Here is a 16,590-nt window from a genome sequence, read left to right on the forward strand (position 1 = left end):
GATTTCATCACGGATCAGTGGCGAAGGTAAAGATTCACTTCGCAAGGGGGTTAGAAATACCGTTCGGCAATCCGCACAATGTCGCCGGGCATAACGATGGTGGCAAGGGTGGCGGGAAGGGAGATGCGGTTACTGTCATTGCCGCGCAGGATTTCGATATCGTCTTCATCGCCGCGATAGGTGATGCCCCCGCCAACGGCAATGGCGTTTAAAACATTCATGCCGGGCACGTATTTATAGGAGCCGGGTTGATTGACCTCGCCCAGAATGAAGAAGGGACGAAATGCGATAATCTCGACCGCAATATCGGGATGGCGCAAATAGCCGTCCTGATAGGCGTCATGGATAAGGATGCGGGTTTGATCCGCCGTCAGATTGCGCACAGGGACCGGCCCGATCAGGGCAAGGTTAAGCCGCCCTTGCGCATCAACCGTAAACTCGCCCGACAAATCAGGTTCGCCAAAAACGGTAACGCGGACCGTATCGCCACTATCAATCGCATAGATGGTTTGGGCGATCAGATGTCCCGGCCAGACCATAAGGACGAACAGCACAGCCAGGGTTGCGACCAAAAGGCGGCTGGATCGGTTGAATGGCTTGGGGGTGGCGATGGTCATTTACATCTCCAGCTTTAGGCTGATCCGGGTTTGAAAACGGCGATAATCGTTGCCTGCGCTGTTCGAAAGGCGCAGGTCATGATTGATCCCGCCCTCAATCCACGCATGGCGGTTCACGTGATAGGACATGTTCAATCCAAGGCGGCTTGTGCGATCCCGCCGGGTGGTTTGGCGGAATTCCTCGTCACTGTAATGGGCGTTTGCACCAATCTGAAGCCAACGGCGCAATTCATGCGATATGCCGGCCCCGATATCAAATCCGACAATACCACTGGCACCGGTAACGGTGGTTTCACGCACCGCGCGTGATGCAGTAAAGGTAAGATCGGTCAGGCGGGTGACAGACCAGTCAATATCAGCGCGGAGGGTATAATCATTGATGTTGCCAAAGGCCGGATCGGCGTAGTTTTGGCTCATCCATCCTGCCGCAAGATCGCCCTTGATCAGATCTGTCAGATCAAGCCGCAATCCACCAAGGACCTGAAAACCGCTGGAATCACGGACAAGACCGGTATCGTCGGGTACCCGGTCATATTGGCGCTGGTTTAACGTGATCTCGCCATAGGCTTCGCGCCCAAGGTCAAGGGGAAGAAGGGCGCGCACTGTTTCGCGGCTTTCGATGCGGTTACGGTCATCATTTCTGATCGCCGATCCATCAAGGGCGATGCTGTCATCAAATTCAAGCCGCCGGATCGCAAGTGACGTTTCATAGTGCAGGTCATTTGTCGCGTAGCGTCCGCCAAGCTGGCCAATGACATCGCGATAAATCACCGGTTCCGTCGCCCCGCTCGGGACATCATTACCGCCACGGGCATCATGGGATTGTTTCCAGTCAATCGCCCCTTCAATCGATGAGGGTCCCAGATCAAGGCTTGCCGCAGCTTTCAGGTCAATATCCTGATAATCGTCATCCCTAGAATCGGCGAAAAACCCCAATTCCGAACCCGCAGCAAGATGAAGATGAAACACCCGCCAGTCGCCCTGAAGGGTCAGGCGCGGGGCAATGGTCGTGATCACATCGGATGTTGCCCCGTTTTCGGACAGAAAGATGTTGTCGTCATATTGCGCCCGGCTGGTGATGGCCGGCGAAAGCAAGAAACGCCCCAATCGAATGCCGGTTTCATCCACGGGCGGCATCGTGTTGTTTGTGGTCTGTTGGCGGGTTTGCGCATTGGCAGATGCGATTGGGCAAAGAAGATTTGCGGCACAGAACATCAAAACAGGCAAAAGACGCGCGCAGATCATTGATATGCCCGATCCCTGCATTACGCGATCCGTCCATCACATTGGCGAGCATTATGTTTCAGGTCGCGGACCGTTTGGCGGGGCAGTTTGATCCGTTTGATGGCGGACCAAATTGGAAGCAGCACGGTCGCGATAACGATTGCCCCGTCAAACGCGACATGCCCATGTTTGATATAGACCAGATCATGGCGGACCCGTGCATCAAGATGCTCAAACGTCCGAACCGGCCCGCGCCAGCCACAGACTTGTGCCCAGCCGGTTATGCCCGGCTTTACCGCAAGGCGGGCTTCATAACCCGGTATGCTGCTGGCAAACAGGACATGATCAGCAATGCTATGCGGGCGTGGCCCGATCAGCGCCATCTCACCGCGCAAAATATTGAAAAGTTGCGGTAATTCATCAAACCCACTGACCCGAAGCGCGGATGTGAAAGCCTTTGCCAAGCGGGACTGAAAACCGCAAACCGGTCGACAGGTTTGATCCCGCAACGTGCGGAATTTAAAGATGGTGAAAACCTGCCCGTTATGACCGACACGTTGTTGGGTGAAAATCGGGTTGATGAACCCAAACCCATAAAGCAGGGCAGAAATGATCAGCATCGCCGGGGACAGGATGATGATCGCAACACTGGCCAGCATCAGGCTGCAAAGGCATTTTAAGCGGCGATTAAATCGGGAATATCCACAAAGGACGTGTTGGAAAATCTCAGATGTCTGATTTGCGTTGAATTTTGCCCCAGCCAACCCTGATGCCCCCACACCATCAATGTCCCGTTCAATATGAATTTAACTCAGGGTAGAGGAGTTTGGGTGTTTTTCAAGCACTTATGTTTTGATCTTTGGTCGGATAGTGGATTGTTTTTATTGATTTTCATATGCTTAACGCAGGGATGGAATCGCTGAAAGCACCGTTTTCATCAATTGTGGTTGCCGGTTCACACCGGTCTTGGCAAAGATGGTTTTCAGATAGGTCCGTGCAGAACTGTGTGAGATGCCAACAAGTTCGGCCGCTTGATCCAGTGCAAGTCCCTCGGCCAGTTTTTGGGTGAGTTTTGCTTCTGATCGGGTCAGACCAAACAGATCCATCAAGTCATCAATCGCCGGTGGTTTTTGTTGGGTCGGATCGACAAGGATCACCATGAAAGTTGTTTTGCCATCAGCCTTTTTCGGAACGCGCCGGATCAAAAACGACAGTTTTTCCTCATCACGTTCAAGCGAGAAGCTTTGCTGTGCACGCGGGGCCTGATTGGCGGGCGGGTTCAGAAATGCGTTTAGTCCTTCCGGTGCCGGATCAACCACCAGCCGTCCTTGCGTGCCCGACCGCACAAGCGATGACCGGCGCATGATTTCAGCGGACTGCGCATTCATGTGCAAGATTGAAAGGCTGTCATCAACCGCGATGACACCCAGTTCCAAAAGATCCAGAAAGTCGGTCGGCAGTGTTTCTTCGCTTTGACCCGCCCGGCTTTCGATTTCACCTTCAATGCCTTCAAGCATGGCCTGAAGCGTGGTTGGCTTTGGATAAAATCGAAAGACGCCCAATTCATTGACGGCCAGAAGTGCCGATTGCAGATCGGCATAGCCGGTTAACATGACAATGATCAAATCATGTCGATGGGTCCGCAATTCGGCGGCCAATTCCAGCCCGGTCATTCCGGGCATATGGATATCAAGGATGGCAGCATTGATGCTGCGGTCTTCAGAAATGACATCGCGTGCGTTCAATGGATCATTGAAATAGACCGCATCCCATTCGGGCCGCAGACGGCCAAAGTTCCGCCGATGGGACGACAAAAGATGTTCGTCATCATCAACAAAGGCAATTCGGACCGACTTTTCCGCAGCCATCAAAAAGCGCCCTCCTCAAATGGGGATATCGGACACAGGCAGTCTGACACTATTCTCGGACGCTTCAAAGCCTTGCTTGCATGACACCGCGATCCGGGGCGATTTGACGCAGAAGTTCACTTTGTTTTGGAAGTATGAGGTTGTCCATTTATGGCAATGGTCGGCAATAAGCGTCCCGTCATTCTGATGGTTGATGATGATGAAAAACTGTTGGCTTCGGTGCGTCGCACCCTGTCAAACAGCTTTGAATTCATCACCTTCACCGACGGGCAGTTGGCATTGGATTGGTTGTCGCAGAACCGCGACCGGACCGATTTGATCATTGCCGACCTTGTGATGCCGACTCTCGACGGGATTTCATTTCTAAAACAGGCTGCGCGGATGGCCCCGACGGTCGGTCGTATGCTGCTGTCTGGAAATGTATCAAGCATTTCCCTGCGCGAGGCGATCAATCAGGCAATGGTAACCCGTGTTCTGGCAAAGCCGGTTTCGGTTGCGGTTCTCAAGGATGCGATGGACCGGGTGATCCAAAGCAAAGTGCCGGTTGCCAAACCTGTATTCGGTCTGTCGCCGATGATGGTGAATGCGGCTATTGATCGTGCCGATTTTCGGACCGTTCTGCAGCCGCGCTATCGGGCCAGTGACCTTGCACTGTGTGGTGGCGAGGTTCTGTGCCGTATGCCGTTGCTTGAAAAAGACTATGGCATTGACGAGATTTTCGAAACGTGTCGCGACCATCCGGTGATCAATCGCCTGACCAGTCAGTTGATGGCGCTTATGGTCGATCAGGCCCCGCGCTATCGTGCGGTGATGGGTGACAGCGCCAATCTTGCGGTCAATCTTTCGACATATTCGCTTAAGACGCCGGAATTTATGGAACTGATCGTGCGGTTCTATGAAAAAATGCGTATGCGCGGTGTGCGGGTGACCTACGAAGTTCCGGAACGTCAGATCACGCCAAATGATCATGATCTGCTGGCCAGTGCCAGTCGATTGCGCGAGCGCGGTATTGCGCTTCTGATTGACGATTTCGGATCGGGCAACAACTCGCTTGAACTGCTGCGCCACGAAGTATTTGCCGGGATTAAACTTGACCGGGATCTGGTGCGCGGTTGCATGTCCGATTTTCTTGATGATGCCTTTGTCGAATGGATCGCACAGGTCTGTTCAAAAATGGGCCTTTCGATCTCGGCCAAGGGGATTGAAAGCGCCAAACTCGCCGAAAAACTGCGAATTTACGGTATTACCGAGTTGCAGGGGTTCCATTTTGGCAGTCCGGTGCCACTTGAAGAATGGGAAGCAACGGCTTTCATGCCGCTAAGTGCTTCTGGATGATCAAAAGTTCCGCTAAAATGGCCTCACAGGCATTGCGATTCCTAATGGTCGTGAGCTCTCTTTCCACATGTAATGGAGCGTGGATATGAAGATGAAAATCGGTACGAAGCTGCTTGTAATGGTGGCGAGCATCATCGGTTTGTTTGTGACACCTGCAATTGCCGGTGGAACGCTCAGCATGACAAAAGCGGATGGCAGCGTCATTAAGCTTTCCATGGAACAACTCATGGAAATGCCTGCGACCGAATTCTATACCTCAACACCCTGGACCACAGGTGTGCAAAAGTTTCGCGGGGTTTCCTTCAAGGAACTGTTTGAGACGCACGGGATCGATTCCGACACTGTAAGCGTTTCAGCACTCAATGATTACAGTGTGATGGTCCCGACCAATGTGTTGCGCGAAGATGGCGCGATCCTGACCTATCATCTCAATGATGCCGAAATGTCGATCCGCGAAAAGGGGCCGTTCTGGGTGATTTTCCCCTATGATTCGGACGTACGGTTTCAAACCGACAGCTATTGGTCATATTCCGTTTGGCAAGTGAAGTCGGTTGATGCGCAGAATTAAAGACTTCCTGTTTGGCACATCAGGACGACCGATGTTTGTCGGTTTGGTCCTGTTTGTGGCCCTGTATGCTATTTTGTCGACGGCAATTGTCCGGCAGCTTGAAGATGAGCGGTTCAATTACCGTGAAAACTTTGTCTGGGCAGTCTTCCAGATTCAGCGCCAGTATTTTGTCGTGCAGCGCGATATTGAAGCAGCTCTTGGCCGTGCAGGCATGCATGACGAAGCCGTTGAAAAAATCCTGCTTGATTATGAAATCCTTGTAAGCCGGGCCCATTTGCTGCGCGACGGGGATGGTTTTAAAGTCCTTTTTTCCATTCCCGAAGTTCTGGCAATGATCGAGTTGCTTGAAGCGCAAATCGAAAAAATTGATGTGGCCCTTGCCAAGGCAGAAGATCCGCAAACCAAGCTCAGCGAACTTTATCGCCTGCTTGAGCAGATGGATGGTCCCCTTCAGGAGGCTGTCGTTCGAACAACGAATTTTGTATCGGACTATAATGCCAATAACATTAGCGGTGTTAAGTCCGATATTGAGACCCTGTCCTATTTGTTCTTTACCGGTGTCGTTGTCATGGGGCTTTTGGGCGGGTTTATGATCCGCCAACGCCAACGGATGTTTGCTGCTGACATCGCGGCACAAAAAGCGCGTCAGGAACAGGAAGTCATCGAAGAAGCCGCCGATTATGCCAAAATGCATGCATTGGGAACATTGGCAGGTGGCGTGGCGCACGAAATCAATACACCGGCACAATATATCCAGAACAATCTGGAATTTCTGTCTGACAGCTTTTCCGAGCTTGTCCGTGCCATTCAACGCGATGATTCAGGGGCGCCGGCGACGCTTAATCTTGATAAAGACAAGATCAATTTCATGTCCGAAGAAATTCCGCTGGCCATTGATGAAAGTATTCAGGGGCTCGACCGGGTTGCTGAAATTGTGCGCGGCATTCGAAAATTTGCCCATCCTGCCGCCGATATTGTTGAACTGATCTCGATCACCGAAGAAATCGATACGGCAATCACGCTGACCCGCAATCAGGTCAAGCATATTGCCGATCTTGAAGTGGTGATGCAGACCGATCTGGTCGAGGTAAAGGGCCGTCGAAACCATCTGTCCCAGGCCCTGATCAACCTGATTGTCAATGCGTCTCAGGCGATCAAGGAAAGTGGACAGCGGCGCGGCCGGATTGATCTTGCCGTGAGCTCGGATGACACGAATATCTATATTCGTCTGCGAGACAGCGGAACGGGTGTGCCAGAAGAATTGCGGGACCGCATCTTTGATTATTTCTTCACAACCAAGGAACGTGGTGTCGGCACCGGACAGGGTTTGCCGATCTGTCGCAAACTGATCCAAGACGATTTCAATGGCGATCTGACATTATCGTCTGATTATATCGACGGGGCAGAATTCGTGATCAGGTTGCCAAAACCAGATCAGAATGCGGCGCATAAATCTTCTAGGGATTCTGCTGAAGGCACCGATGATCTAAAAACAATACTGCGCTAAATATCCGAAACCGGAATGAAAAAACGGGCTGTCTTGAAGACGGCCCGTTTTGGTATGTCATCGCATATTCAACAGATCAGAATTCGTAACCGATCTTGCGATCAATCGAGAATTTCCCACCACCGTGGATCAGAACCGACAGGGCCAGAAGTGCCCACATCAAGGGCATTTCAAATCCGCCTTCGTTCCAGAAGTAACCGGCTGGAAGATGGGTGCTGACTGCAACAGCCATAAAGATCAAGACAGCTGCGGCAACCGGGCGGGTCAAAAGACCAACTGTCAGCATCAAGCCGCCAACAAATTCAAGAAGCCCAATCATAAGGGCAAAGGCAAAGCCCGGGACAAAGCCAATGCTTTCAAGCCATCCTGCGGTTCCTTCAAGGCCATAGCCGCCAAAGGCACCAAACAGTTTTTGTGCGCCGTGCGGCACCATCAAGAGACCGGCGGTGACACGGATAATAACCGGGGAAAGCGGTTCCAAAGCCGACCATAGGCCGCCAAGGGCCGGAATGATCGTGCGGGGTTTCTGGGTTGATATGTTTGAAGTCATAATACGTCTCCTGAAGATGGCGAGCGCGTTTTCGCAGCTCAGGCCACCATGTCAAATACAAGGGCTTCGGCGGTGTCGGCATTGCTAAAGACAAGTTCGTCTTCGTCTTTGATGGCGGCACCATCACCGGCATTAAGCGTTTCGCCATTCACTGTCAGACTGCCGCGGGCAACCTGAACCCAGGCAATGCGGCCTTTTTCGATCTTGTGGCTGGCTGTTTCACCGTCATTCAGGTGGGCGACAAAAAGATCGACATCCTGATGAATGGTGACGGAATTCTCACGACCATCCCGGCTGCCAATCAGGGTCAGACCCGATCCGGTATCGCTACGTGCGATTTCCTTTTCTTCGTAACCCGGCTCCAGTCCGGCTGCTTCTGGAATGACCCAGATTTGCAGGAAATGAACCGGGTCGGTTTTGGAATGGTTGTATTCCGAATGACGGATGCCGGTTCCGGCCGTCATGCGTTGCAAGCGTCCGGGACGGATCACTGATCCGGTGCCGATGCTGTCTTTGTGTTCAAGCGCACCGTCAAGAACGTAGGAAATGATTTCCATGTCCTTGTGGCCGTGGGTGTCAAAACCGGCACCGGCAATAACGCGGTCTTCGTTGATAACCCGAAGCGGGCCCCAACCCATGCGGTTGGCATCGTAATAGTGACCGAACGAAAAGGTGTGGTTGGAATCAAGCCAGCCAAACTGTGCACGGCCACGGGTGTCTGCATCTATTTTGATAATCATCTGAACCTCCAATAAGGATGTTTGCTGTTGGAGACAGAATACCCTTTTCACAAAATGAGACAATTATCGTAATATTACCCACAGCGTTGCGTGTTATGCGACAATCATGCGTCATCTTGCGCTGTTGACCACAGGGATCGATCATCATGGACAAGCTGGTAAGCCTGCAAAACTTCATTCGCGTCGTCGAAGATGGCAGCTTTGCCGCAGCGGCCAGAACGGTTGGCCAATCCCGATCGCAAGTGAACCGGGCTGTGGCAGCGCTTGAAGATGATTTGGGGGTGCAGCTTTTAAACCGGACAACCCGCCAGGTTTCCGTCACCCCGACGGGTCAAGCCTTTTACCAACGGGCGAAGGGCATTTTGGCGGATTTGGGGGATGCGGAAGAATCCATTCGTGAAAGCCGTGATAAACCCGCCGGGGATATCCGGATCAATGCGCCAATGTCGTTTGGCACCCTGCATCTGGGACCGGCTTTGGTCGAGTTCGCGCGGGCTTATCCCGATATACGCGTGGAACTGGCCCTTGATGATCATTTCATTGATCCGGTTGCCGACGGGTTTGATATGACCGTCCGGATCAGTCGCCCGTCCGAGACATTGGCGCTTATTGACCATGAAATTGTTCCTGTCCGCCGGGTTTTGTGCGCATCGCCTGACTTTGTCCGCGAATATGGCGAACCCAAAGATTTGCGCGATCTGACGCATCTGCCCTGTTTGCATTATGGCAACTTACCATCTGGGGCGAGTTGGAAAATGACCGGGCCGAACGGACCGGCTGCGGTTCAGGTTAATGGTGTGTTTTGCTGCAACAATGCCGAAGTCCTGCGCGATGCGGCTTTGGCCGGGTTGGGGATTGCCGAATTGCCGACTTTTATCGCCGGGCCGGAACTGCAAACCGGGCGTTTGGTGACAGTCCTGTGTGAGTATGCCCCGGCAGAGCTGTTTTTATATTTGCTGTATCCGCCAAGTCGACAACTGGCATCGCGTATCCGGCTGTTGGTGGAATTTATCCATGACCGGTTTGGCGATCATCCACGCTGGGATCTCGTGCAATAGCAATATGAAATCAGAAATTTTGCCGCGATAATTTTCAGATTGTGCGATCCAACACCTTGCGTCCTGCGTAATACGAACTAGGCTTTAATGAACGCAATACGGATGAGGTGGCATGACATGACAAAATTTGAAATGCCAACACTGATGATGGTGTCGCATGGCAATAGCGGGAATGGCGGTGATCCGGCAGGTGATCTGGCCAGGATCGTTGCACCCGATTGGAACGGGGTGGTCAGCCATGGCTATATGCGCAGCAATCCGTCGTTCTCATCCCAACTGGATGCCTTGAAAAATGCAGGGGACGCGGCGCGTCTGATCGTTTTTCCACTGTTCTTTAGCGAAGGCTATCTGGTGTCCGAAGAATTGCCAAGTGATCTTGATCGTGCAGGTCTGCATGATGCGGTTGTGCTGCCACCGGCCCTGAATCTTCCGGGATTTGACGAAATGGTCGCCCGACATGTGCGGGCAGCTATGGCGCGTAAAGGTTGGAAGGCGGATGAAACGTCGGTGTTTCTGGTTCCGCATGGATTGAAAACGCTGACCGAACCTTTGCCCGAAACCATTCAGTTTGGTCAACGCCTTGGGCGTATCTGTGGTGGTGCGGAAATGTGCATCGGCAATATCGAAGGCAAACCATCCCTTACCGATTGGCGTGATATCGGATCGCGCAAAAACGTCCTGATCCTGCCGATGTTGGCCGGTGGGGGAATGCACGCCCGTGAAGATTTACCGGAAATGATTGATGCCAAGAACGGCGAGGAAATCGAGATTTTGCCGCCAATCGGTCAATGGGCAGAACTTCCCGACCTTATTCTGGCCGAGGCAGAACGCCATGTTGTCCGCTTTGGCGGGCAGGCCGTCCCGCTTGGCCCGACCGGGCATGACATATTGTCCGAACAGGTGGCACGGTCGGCATAACGCACGTTTCATGAATGATCTGATCCGTCGGGCGGGTCTTATCCCAAAACCGGCTTAAAGCTGGTTTCTGATGACTTTTTCAAAAGATAGTCCCGGAACAATCGTGCCGCACTGGTCAGATTGGCATCCCCTTCATGCGCAATGAGTAATTGGCGTTTGGCCCAGTCATCGGCAATTGGCGCACCGGCGATGTCGATATGGCCCAGATACCCAGCGACCGAACTTTTGCGCAGGAACCCTATGCCAAGTCCCGCTGCAATCATCTGACGCAAGGATCCGAACCGGACAACTTTGATATGGGGATGCATATCCAGTTTGATCTTTGATGCGGCTTCAGAGATCAGATCATCAATCACCCCGCCTTCATGCAGCGATATGATGTCATATTTGGCAGCTTCGGTGAATTTGACCGGCTTGGGATTGTCTGCATTGGGAATCAAAGGATGACCTTTGGGGGTGACTACCCAGATCGGATCATCGCAAAACACATCATGGGCCAGATTACCAAGCGGGCTGTTATCGGCCAGAATGGCAAGATCGGCGCGGCCTTCGCGCACGGCCTCGGCACTTTCGCGCGATGTAAGTTCGCGGACATCGACGGTAATGTGGGGAAAATCGCGTTCAAAATCGGCCAGAAAGGCCGGAAGTCCGGTCAATATCGCCGAGGTGACAGCAGCAAGATAGATTTTGCCTTTTTCACCGGCATTGAAATCGCGCAATTCATTGGAAAGATGGTTCAGATCGCCCAGAAGCTTTTCGCCGTAGCGGGCAAAGATCGTGCCTTCTTCGGTCGGTTCGACCCCGCGTGGCAGGCGGCGCAACAGTTTGACGCCCAGCATGGCTTCAAGTTCACCAATGCGGCGTGAAACAGCCGAGGTTGCGATATGTTCGCGCCTTGCGGCTTCATTGATGCTTCCGGCGCGCACGATGGCGACGAAAAGCCGGATCGTTACAATATCAAACTTTTGCATGGAACCGTTTTCGGTGGTTCAACCCGAAGCGTCAAGAGCTTTACTGGTGCAGTGATGTGCAGATCGTCGCAACCAGCATTGGCGAGGGGGAATTAACCCTCGACCTGACGCCATGCTTTGTTCCAATCCGCAGTCAGTTCTGCGTGATTTTTGGCCTGGGATGCTTTCATGATCACAGCAACCTGAAGGGCACGAACAAAGCTGGTGAACCAGCCGGTACGGACTTCACGTTCAATGCTGGTTGCGTCTTTGTAAGCAATCGTCGTCATGGCTTTATTCCTTTGCGACAGCGTCTTTGTCTTTGGTGATTTCAGAAATACCAAACGGGTTTACATCCGACTATTCTCGCCTCACTGCTATCCCGTTCTTGATTGGAGAACGATGTCATTAATCATTTGAAAATAAACATTTATTCAATGTTGCGCTGCGCAACAATATTGATTCTTTACGATGAAAAATGCTGTTTGATCGCTTTGTAGGGGGCGTGGAATGTGCGACTCTTCCGATCCAGATACCCGAAATTCAGCGCGATTTTCGCATCGCGCGATATCTGCTATAGCTTGGAAAACATTCAGAACAAGGGCCCCCGCACATGACCGATATTGACGAAAACCTTGCCTATGAGCAGGCCAATGGCAGTGCTGTGCAGGATCATCTTGGTTATAAGCTGGTGGAATGGGCGGAAAACCATGCGGTGGTCGAACTTGAATTAAAGGATTTCCATCGCAACCGCATCGGCATTTTGCATGGCGGGATTCTGACCACTTTGATGGATACGGCATGTGGCTATGCAGTGTGTTTTTGCCCAGTGGCGGGCAATGTCCGCAAAACCATGACCCTGTCGCTGACCACCAATTTCATCGGGATGGCCAAGGACGGTGTCGTGCGTGTGGTTGCGCGAAAGCAGGGGGGCGGACGCAAGATCGTCTTTACCGAAGCAACCGCCTATAACGCCGATGGCAATGTGATCGGGACTTCGACCGGGACGTTTAAATATCACCGGGGCAGTGATGATCCCAATGGCGTGCTGCGTGATATCAAGCCGTGAAATCGGCCGGGAATCTTTCAGAATTACGGCCACGACTGCTTTGGCCTTGACTATCTCATCACGGTATCGTTTCCTCATGTCATGGGGAAACGCGAACTCCCCACGAGGCGCCAGCTAAAGATCGCGTTCCAGTTAAAGCCTGCAAAGGAGGAACGCACATGTCTGCGCCCAACGCAATTTCCAGCGACAAACTTTCCAAAATTATTGGTACTCCACGTGCCCCTGTTCTTCTCGATGTCCGGTCCGAAGAAGATTTCAATGCCGATCCGCGCCTTATACCCGGGGCAATTAGAACAAATGATCAGGCCTTGCCTGAGCTGGCATCACGCTTGGGCGGAATGTCATCTATCGTAATCTGTCAGGCAGGTCACAAACGCAGTCAGGGGGCTGCGGCATGGCTTCGGGCCGAAGGGTGTTCGTCAGAATATCTCGAAGGCGGCTTCGAAGACTGGATGACGTCCGGTTTGCCTGTAATCAGACCGGAAAAGTTGCCTCCTCGCGATGCTCAGGGACGTACAGTCTGGGTTACCCGTTCGCGTCCAAAGGTCGATCGCATTGCCTGTCCTTGGCTGATCCGGCGGTTTCTTGATCCGCGTGCTGTTATCCTGTTTGTTGCACCGGCCGAAGTTATCGGTGTGGCCGAACGATATGATGCGGCCCCCTTTGATATTGAAGACGTTTTCTGGAGTCACCGAGACGCGCTATGCACTTTTGATGTCATGGTGTCGGAATTTGGTCTGTCCATTCCTGCCCTTGATCGACTTGCCGTTATAATCCGTGGTGCGGATACGGCCAGACTTGATCTTGCCCCGGAATCCGCCGGTCTTTTGGCGGCATCACTTGGATTGTCGCGGATGTATTCCGACGATCTGGAACAGCTTGATGCCGGCATGTTGCTTTATGACGCCTTTTATCGCTGGACGCGGGATGCCAGCGAGGAAGCCCATAACTGGCCGACCAACAAGCCACGGGTGTAACATGCGCAAACTAGATTACCCGACGCTTGGCGAGGCAACAAAAGTCTGGGCGCGCATTGGTCTTTTGAGTTTCGGTGGTCCCGCCGGACAGATCGCATTAATGCACCAGATATTGGTGGAAGAGCGTAAATGGCTGGGGGAGAAGCGGTTCCTTCATGCATTGAATTATTGCATGTTGCTGCCCGGACCCGAGGCCCAACAGCTTGCCGTTTATATCGGCTGGCTGATGCATCGAACACTTGGCGGCGTCATTGCCGGTGTGTTGTTTGTGCTCCCGGGTATTGTTGCGATCATGGCGTTAAGCTGGATCTATGCATTCTGGGGCAATGTCGGGATTGTCGAAGCGCTGTTTTTTGGGTTGAAGGCAGCCGTATTGGCAATTGTGGTACAGGCCGTTATCCGAATTGGAAAACGCGCCTTGAAAAACAGCGCCATGATTGCGATTGCAACGGTGGCATTCATTGCAATCTTTGCCTTCGGTGTGCCGTTTCCCCTGATTGTCCTGAGTGCGGGATTGATTGGGTATATTGCGGCACGTGCCGATATTGCGGCTTTTCGCGACGGGGGCGGGCACGGAAAAATCGGATCTGTGCAAGTTGCTGACGCCGATACGGTATTGGGCGAAGAGACCCCTGAACATACCCGTGTAAACCGCCATTGGGCGTTCCGCGTTTCGGTTATCTTGCTGACGCTTTGGCTTTTGCCGGTTGCCGCACTGTTCCTTGCGCTTGGCCCGGCGAATGTCTTTAGCCAGATTGCCGGCTTCTTCAGTGTTATGGCGGTGGTGACCTTTGGTGGTGCCTATGCTGTCTTGGCCTATGTTGCGCAGGAAGCCGTTCAGAATTTCGGCTGGTTGGCACCGGGAGAAATGCTTGATGGTTTGAGCATGGCCGAAACCACGCCCGGACCGTTGATTATGGTGACACAGTTTGTCGGGTTTATGGGGGCATTGCGCGAGGCGGGAACTTTGCCGCCGCTGATTGCCGCGACTTTGGGCGGGTTGCTGACGACCTGGGTTACATTTACCCCGTGCTTTCTTTGGATTTTCCTTGGCGCCCCGTTTATCGAACGGTTGCGCGACAATCATCACCTGACAGCAGCCCTAACCGCAATCACAGCGGCTGTTGTCGGGGTAATTTTGAACCTTGCGGTCTGGTTCGGCCTGCATGTGGTGTTTGCAAAGCTATATCCCGTAACGGGCTTTGGGCTTGATTTCGTCGTTCCGGAATTGGCGTCGGTGAATGGTGCGGCGGCAGCATTGACTCTGCTGGCACTGCTGGCCGTTTTTTGGTTTCGCATTGGCACCATTAAGGTACTGGGGCTTTGTGCGGTGTTTGGTGTGATCTTTGGTCAGGCGGGCATTTTGTGATCGTGATGTGAGCACGGCTGATATCAGATTAAGTTGCACAAACAAAAGGGGCGCGGCCAATTGGCCGCGCCCCTTTCATCATGTGATTACAGCGTTTGGCTTATTTCGCCATCTGCCATTTGCCATTGACCAGACGTGGGATGTTCAACGGGTTGGCATCCTTGATCGCGGCAGGCAAAAGCGCATCCGGGAAAGCCTGATAGGATACCGGACGGATAAACCGTTTGATCGCAAGCGACCCGACCGAGGTCGACCGTGAATCCGTGCTTGCCGGATATGGGCCGCCATGCACCATCGAATGGCACACTTCAACACCGGTTGGCCATCCATTGATCAGGATGCGGCCAGCACATTTTTCCAATGCCGGACGCAGGGCTGCGGCCGTATCTGAATCGCCATCAATCATGTGAATGGTTGCGGTCAGCTGCCCAATCAGCGTTGCGGACAGGGCGACCATTTCATCGACGCTATCACATTCAACAATGATGCCGGCCGGGCCAAACATTTCTTCGGCCAGTTCCGGATTGGCTTTCCAATCGGCGGCAGTGGTGCGGAAGATTGCCGGGCTGCCTTCAAATTTGCTGTCAGACTCGCGACGTTTCAGCGCACAGGTCACTTTGCTATGTTTGCTCATGGCGTCCGTTACGTCCTGATAGGCGCTTGAAACACGGTCCGTCAGCATGGCGGCACCGCCAACCTGACCAAGTTCGGCCGCGGCTGTTTCAACAAAGGTATCAAGATCAGCACCCTTAAGCGCGATCAAAAGACCCGGATTGGTACAGAACTGGCCAACACCCATGGTCAGCGATCCGACCCAGCCCTTGGCAATGTCAGCGGCCTTTTCACCCATGGCTTTGGGCAGCAGGAAGACCGGGTTGTTTGAGCCAAGTTCGCCGTAAAACGGGATCGGTTCGGGGCGGGAAACCGCAATATCAAACAGCGCACGACCGCCACCGGTCGAACCGGTAAAGCCAACAGCCTTGATCAAAGGATGGGCAACCAGTGCCTGACCAACTTTGCGCGTACCACCATGGATCAGGCTAAACACGCCTTTGGGCATGCCGGTTTTGGCAACAGCAGCTTCAATCGCCTTGGCAACGACTTCGGACGTTCCTGGATGGGCGGCATGGCCTTTAAAGACAACCGGGCAACCCGCAGCCAAAGCAGATGCGGTATCGCCACCAGCGGTCGAGAATGCCAGCGGGAAGTTCGATGCGCCAAAGACACCAACCGGACCAAGGGCCTTATTCATCACGCGGATGTCTGGTTTTGGCAGCGGCTGACGATCTGGCTGTGCGGTTTCGATGCGGGCTTCAAACCATGAACCTTCTTCGATCCAGTCGGCAAAGAAGCGCAACTGGCCAACAGTACGGCCGCGCTCGCCGGTCAGGCGTGCTGCAGGCAGGGCAGATTCAAGCGTGCCGATTTCGGTGATTTCATCGCCACGGGCATCAATTTCATCGGCAATTGCACGCAGGAATTCTGCACGTTTGGCCGGAAGCATTGCTGCGAATTCTTCGGCACAATTCTGGGCCGCAACAACGGCCTGATTGACCAGTTCTTCGGTGCCATGCTGGAATTTGGTCGGAAGTTTGTCGCCGGTTGATGGATTGTCAGCCTGAAACACATCCGGGCCGTTTAGCCATTCGCCTGCAATATAATGCTGTCCACTAAGCATGTGGGTCTCCTGTGGGGTTAATCCTGTGCCTGATAGAACTGCGCAATTCTGTTTGACCTTCCTTATGACCAATGAAGAACGGACATTTTATGAAATGTCGTTCCGGTCGGGCCGCCAAATGGCGCAGCCTTGATAATCTGGGCGCAGCTTAGATTCTCGGGC

General features: G+C 53.1%; 17 protein-coding genes. 8 read left to right on the forward strand and 9 right to left on the reverse strand.

Going from position 1 to position 16,590, the window contains the following annotated elements; genetic code table 11:
- Nucleotides 1–50: 50 nt before the first annotated feature.
- The 4 genes from RIC05_RS05690 to RIC05_RS05705 all read right to left on the reverse strand — a co-directional run bounded on the left by RIC05_RS05690 (nucleotide 51) and on the right by RIC05_RS05705 (nucleotide 3,709).
- Nucleotides 51–617: a polysaccharide biosynthesis/export family protein gene (locus tag RIC05_RS05690; RefSeq protein ID WP_350044986.1), complete on the reverse strand. Its 567-nt coding sequence runs from the start codon at nucleotides 615–617 to the stop codon at nucleotides 51–53.
- A complete protein-coding gene (locus RIC05_RS05695) occupies nucleotides 618–1,883 on the reverse strand; it encodes an outer membrane beta-barrel protein (protein ID WP_350044985.1) in 1,266 nt (421 codons plus the stop codon). It lies immediately after the preceding gene.
- Nucleotides 1,883–2,620 carry a sugar transferase gene (locus RIC05_RS05700; protein ID WP_502989537.1) on the reverse strand — a complete coding sequence of 246 codons (738 nt, stop codon included), beginning with the start codon at nucleotides 2,618–2,620 and terminating at the stop codon, nucleotides 1,883–1,885. Before RIC05_RS05700 ends, RIC05_RS05695 begins: the two co-directional genes overlap by 1 nt.
- Nucleotides 2,621–2,740: 120 nt before the next feature.
- Complete coding sequence (locus RIC05_RS05705) at nucleotides 2,741–3,709, reverse strand: DNA-binding response regulator (protein ID WP_350044983.1); 969 nt, start codon at nucleotides 3,707–3,709, stop codon at nucleotides 2,741–2,743.
- A 150-nt stretch (nucleotides 3,710–3,859) separates the two neighbouring features.
- On the opposite strand from RIC05_RS05705, the gene RIC05_RS05710 reads away from it, so the two are divergent.
- The 3 genes from RIC05_RS05710 (at nucleotide 3,860) to RIC05_RS05720 (ending at nucleotide 7,119) form a co-directional block, all read left to right on the forward strand.
- On the forward strand, nucleotides 3,860–5,044 hold the full coding sequence (locus RIC05_RS05710) for an EAL domain-containing response regulator (protein WP_350044982.1): 1,185 nt from the start codon (nucleotides 3,860–3,862) through the stop codon (nucleotides 5,042–5,044).
- 85 nt (nucleotides 5,045–5,129) lie between these two features.
- Complete coding sequence (locus tag RIC05_RS05715) at nucleotides 5,130–5,612, forward strand: putative pterin-binding protein (protein ID WP_350044981.1); 483 nt, start codon at nucleotides 5,130–5,132, stop codon at nucleotides 5,610–5,612.
- Nucleotides 5,599–7,119 carry a sensor histidine kinase gene (locus tag RIC05_RS05720; RefSeq protein ID WP_350044980.1) on the forward strand — a complete coding sequence of 507 codons (1,521 nt, stop codon included), beginning with the start codon at nucleotides 5,599–5,601 and terminating at the stop codon, nucleotides 7,117–7,119. Before RIC05_RS05715 ends, RIC05_RS05720 begins: the two co-directional genes overlap by 14 nt.
- A gap of 76 nt (nucleotides 7,120–7,195) precedes the next feature.
- Here the strand turns inward: RIC05_RS05720 and RIC05_RS05725 are convergent, their stop codons facing one another.
- Nucleotides 7,196–7,669, reverse strand: coding sequence for a DoxX family protein (locus tag RIC05_RS05725; protein ID WP_350044979.1), 474 nt, complete (start codon nucleotides 7,667–7,669; stop codon nucleotides 7,196–7,198).
- Between the two features lie 38 nt (nucleotides 7,670–7,707).
- Nucleotides 7,708–8,409 carry a pirin family protein gene (locus tag RIC05_RS05730; protein ID WP_350044978.1) on the reverse strand — a complete coding sequence of 234 codons (702 nt, stop codon included), beginning with the start codon at nucleotides 8,407–8,409 and terminating at the stop codon, nucleotides 7,708–7,710.
- A gap of 146 nt (nucleotides 8,410–8,555) precedes the next feature.
- On the opposite strand from RIC05_RS05730, the gene RIC05_RS05735 reads away from it, so the two are divergent.
- A complete protein-coding gene (locus tag RIC05_RS05735; protein WP_350041179.1) occupies nucleotides 8,556–9,467 on the forward strand; it encodes a LysR family transcriptional regulator in 912 nt (303 codons plus the stop codon).
- 117 nt (nucleotides 9,468–9,584) lie between these two features.
- On the forward strand, nucleotides 9,585–10,385 hold the full coding sequence (locus RIC05_RS05740) for a sirohydrochlorin chelatase (protein ID WP_350044977.1): 801 nt from the start codon (nucleotides 9,585–9,587) through the stop codon (nucleotides 10,383–10,385).
- Nucleotides 10,386–10,423: 38 nt separating this feature from the next.
- On the opposite strand, the gene RIC05_RS05745 is transcribed toward RIC05_RS05740, so the two are convergent.
- Both RIC05_RS05745 and RIC05_RS05750 read right to left on the reverse strand, forming a co-directional pair.
- Entirely contained in the window at nucleotides 10,424–11,356 is a 933-nt protein-coding gene (locus RIC05_RS05745; protein ID WP_350044976.1) for a LysR family transcriptional regulator, read from the reverse strand.
- A 92-nt stretch (nucleotides 11,357–11,448) separates the two neighbouring features.
- Nucleotides 11,449–11,625 (reverse strand): hypothetical protein, encoded by a 177-nt coding sequence (locus tag RIC05_RS05750; RefSeq protein WP_350044975.1) that lies wholly within the window; start codon nucleotides 11,623–11,625, stop codon nucleotides 11,449–11,451.
- A 323-nt stretch (nucleotides 11,626–11,948) separates the two neighbouring features.
- Here RIC05_RS05750 and RIC05_RS05755 point away from each other — a divergent pair, with 323 nt between their 5' ends.
- The 3 genes from RIC05_RS05755 (at nucleotide 11,949) to chrA (ending at nucleotide 14,750) form a co-directional block, all read left to right on the forward strand.
- Nucleotides 11,949–12,404, forward strand: coding sequence for a PaaI family thioesterase (locus RIC05_RS05755; protein WP_350044974.1), 456 nt, complete (start codon nucleotides 11,949–11,951; stop codon nucleotides 12,402–12,404).
- 158 nt (nucleotides 12,405–12,562) lie between these two features.
- Complete coding sequence (locus RIC05_RS05760; RefSeq protein WP_350044973.1) at nucleotides 12,563–13,381, forward strand: chromate resistance protein ChrB domain-containing protein; 819 nt, start codon at nucleotides 12,563–12,565, stop codon at nucleotides 13,379–13,381.
- Between the two features lies 1 nt (nucleotide 13,382).
- Nucleotides 13,383–14,750: a chromate efflux transporter gene (chrA, locus tag RIC05_RS05765; RefSeq protein WP_350044972.1), complete on the forward strand. Its 1,368-nt coding sequence runs from the start codon at nucleotides 13,383–13,385 to the stop codon at nucleotides 14,748–14,750.
- Between the two features lie 100 nt (nucleotides 14,751–14,850).
- On the opposite strand, the gene RIC05_RS05770 is transcribed toward chrA, so the two are convergent.
- The gene (locus RIC05_RS05770; protein WP_350044971.1) at nucleotides 14,851–16,428 is read right to left on the reverse strand and encodes an aldehyde dehydrogenase (NADP(+)); all 1,578 of its coding nucleotides are present in this window, start codon (nucleotides 16,426–16,428) and stop codon (nucleotides 14,851–14,853) included.
- Between the last annotated feature and the right edge of the window lie 162 nt (nucleotides 16,429–16,590).

This window comes from Thalassospira sp. (assembly GCF_040218635.1).
Classification (GTDB): domain Bacteria; phylum Pseudomonadota; class Alphaproteobacteria; order Rhodospirillales; family Thalassospiraceae; genus Thalassospira.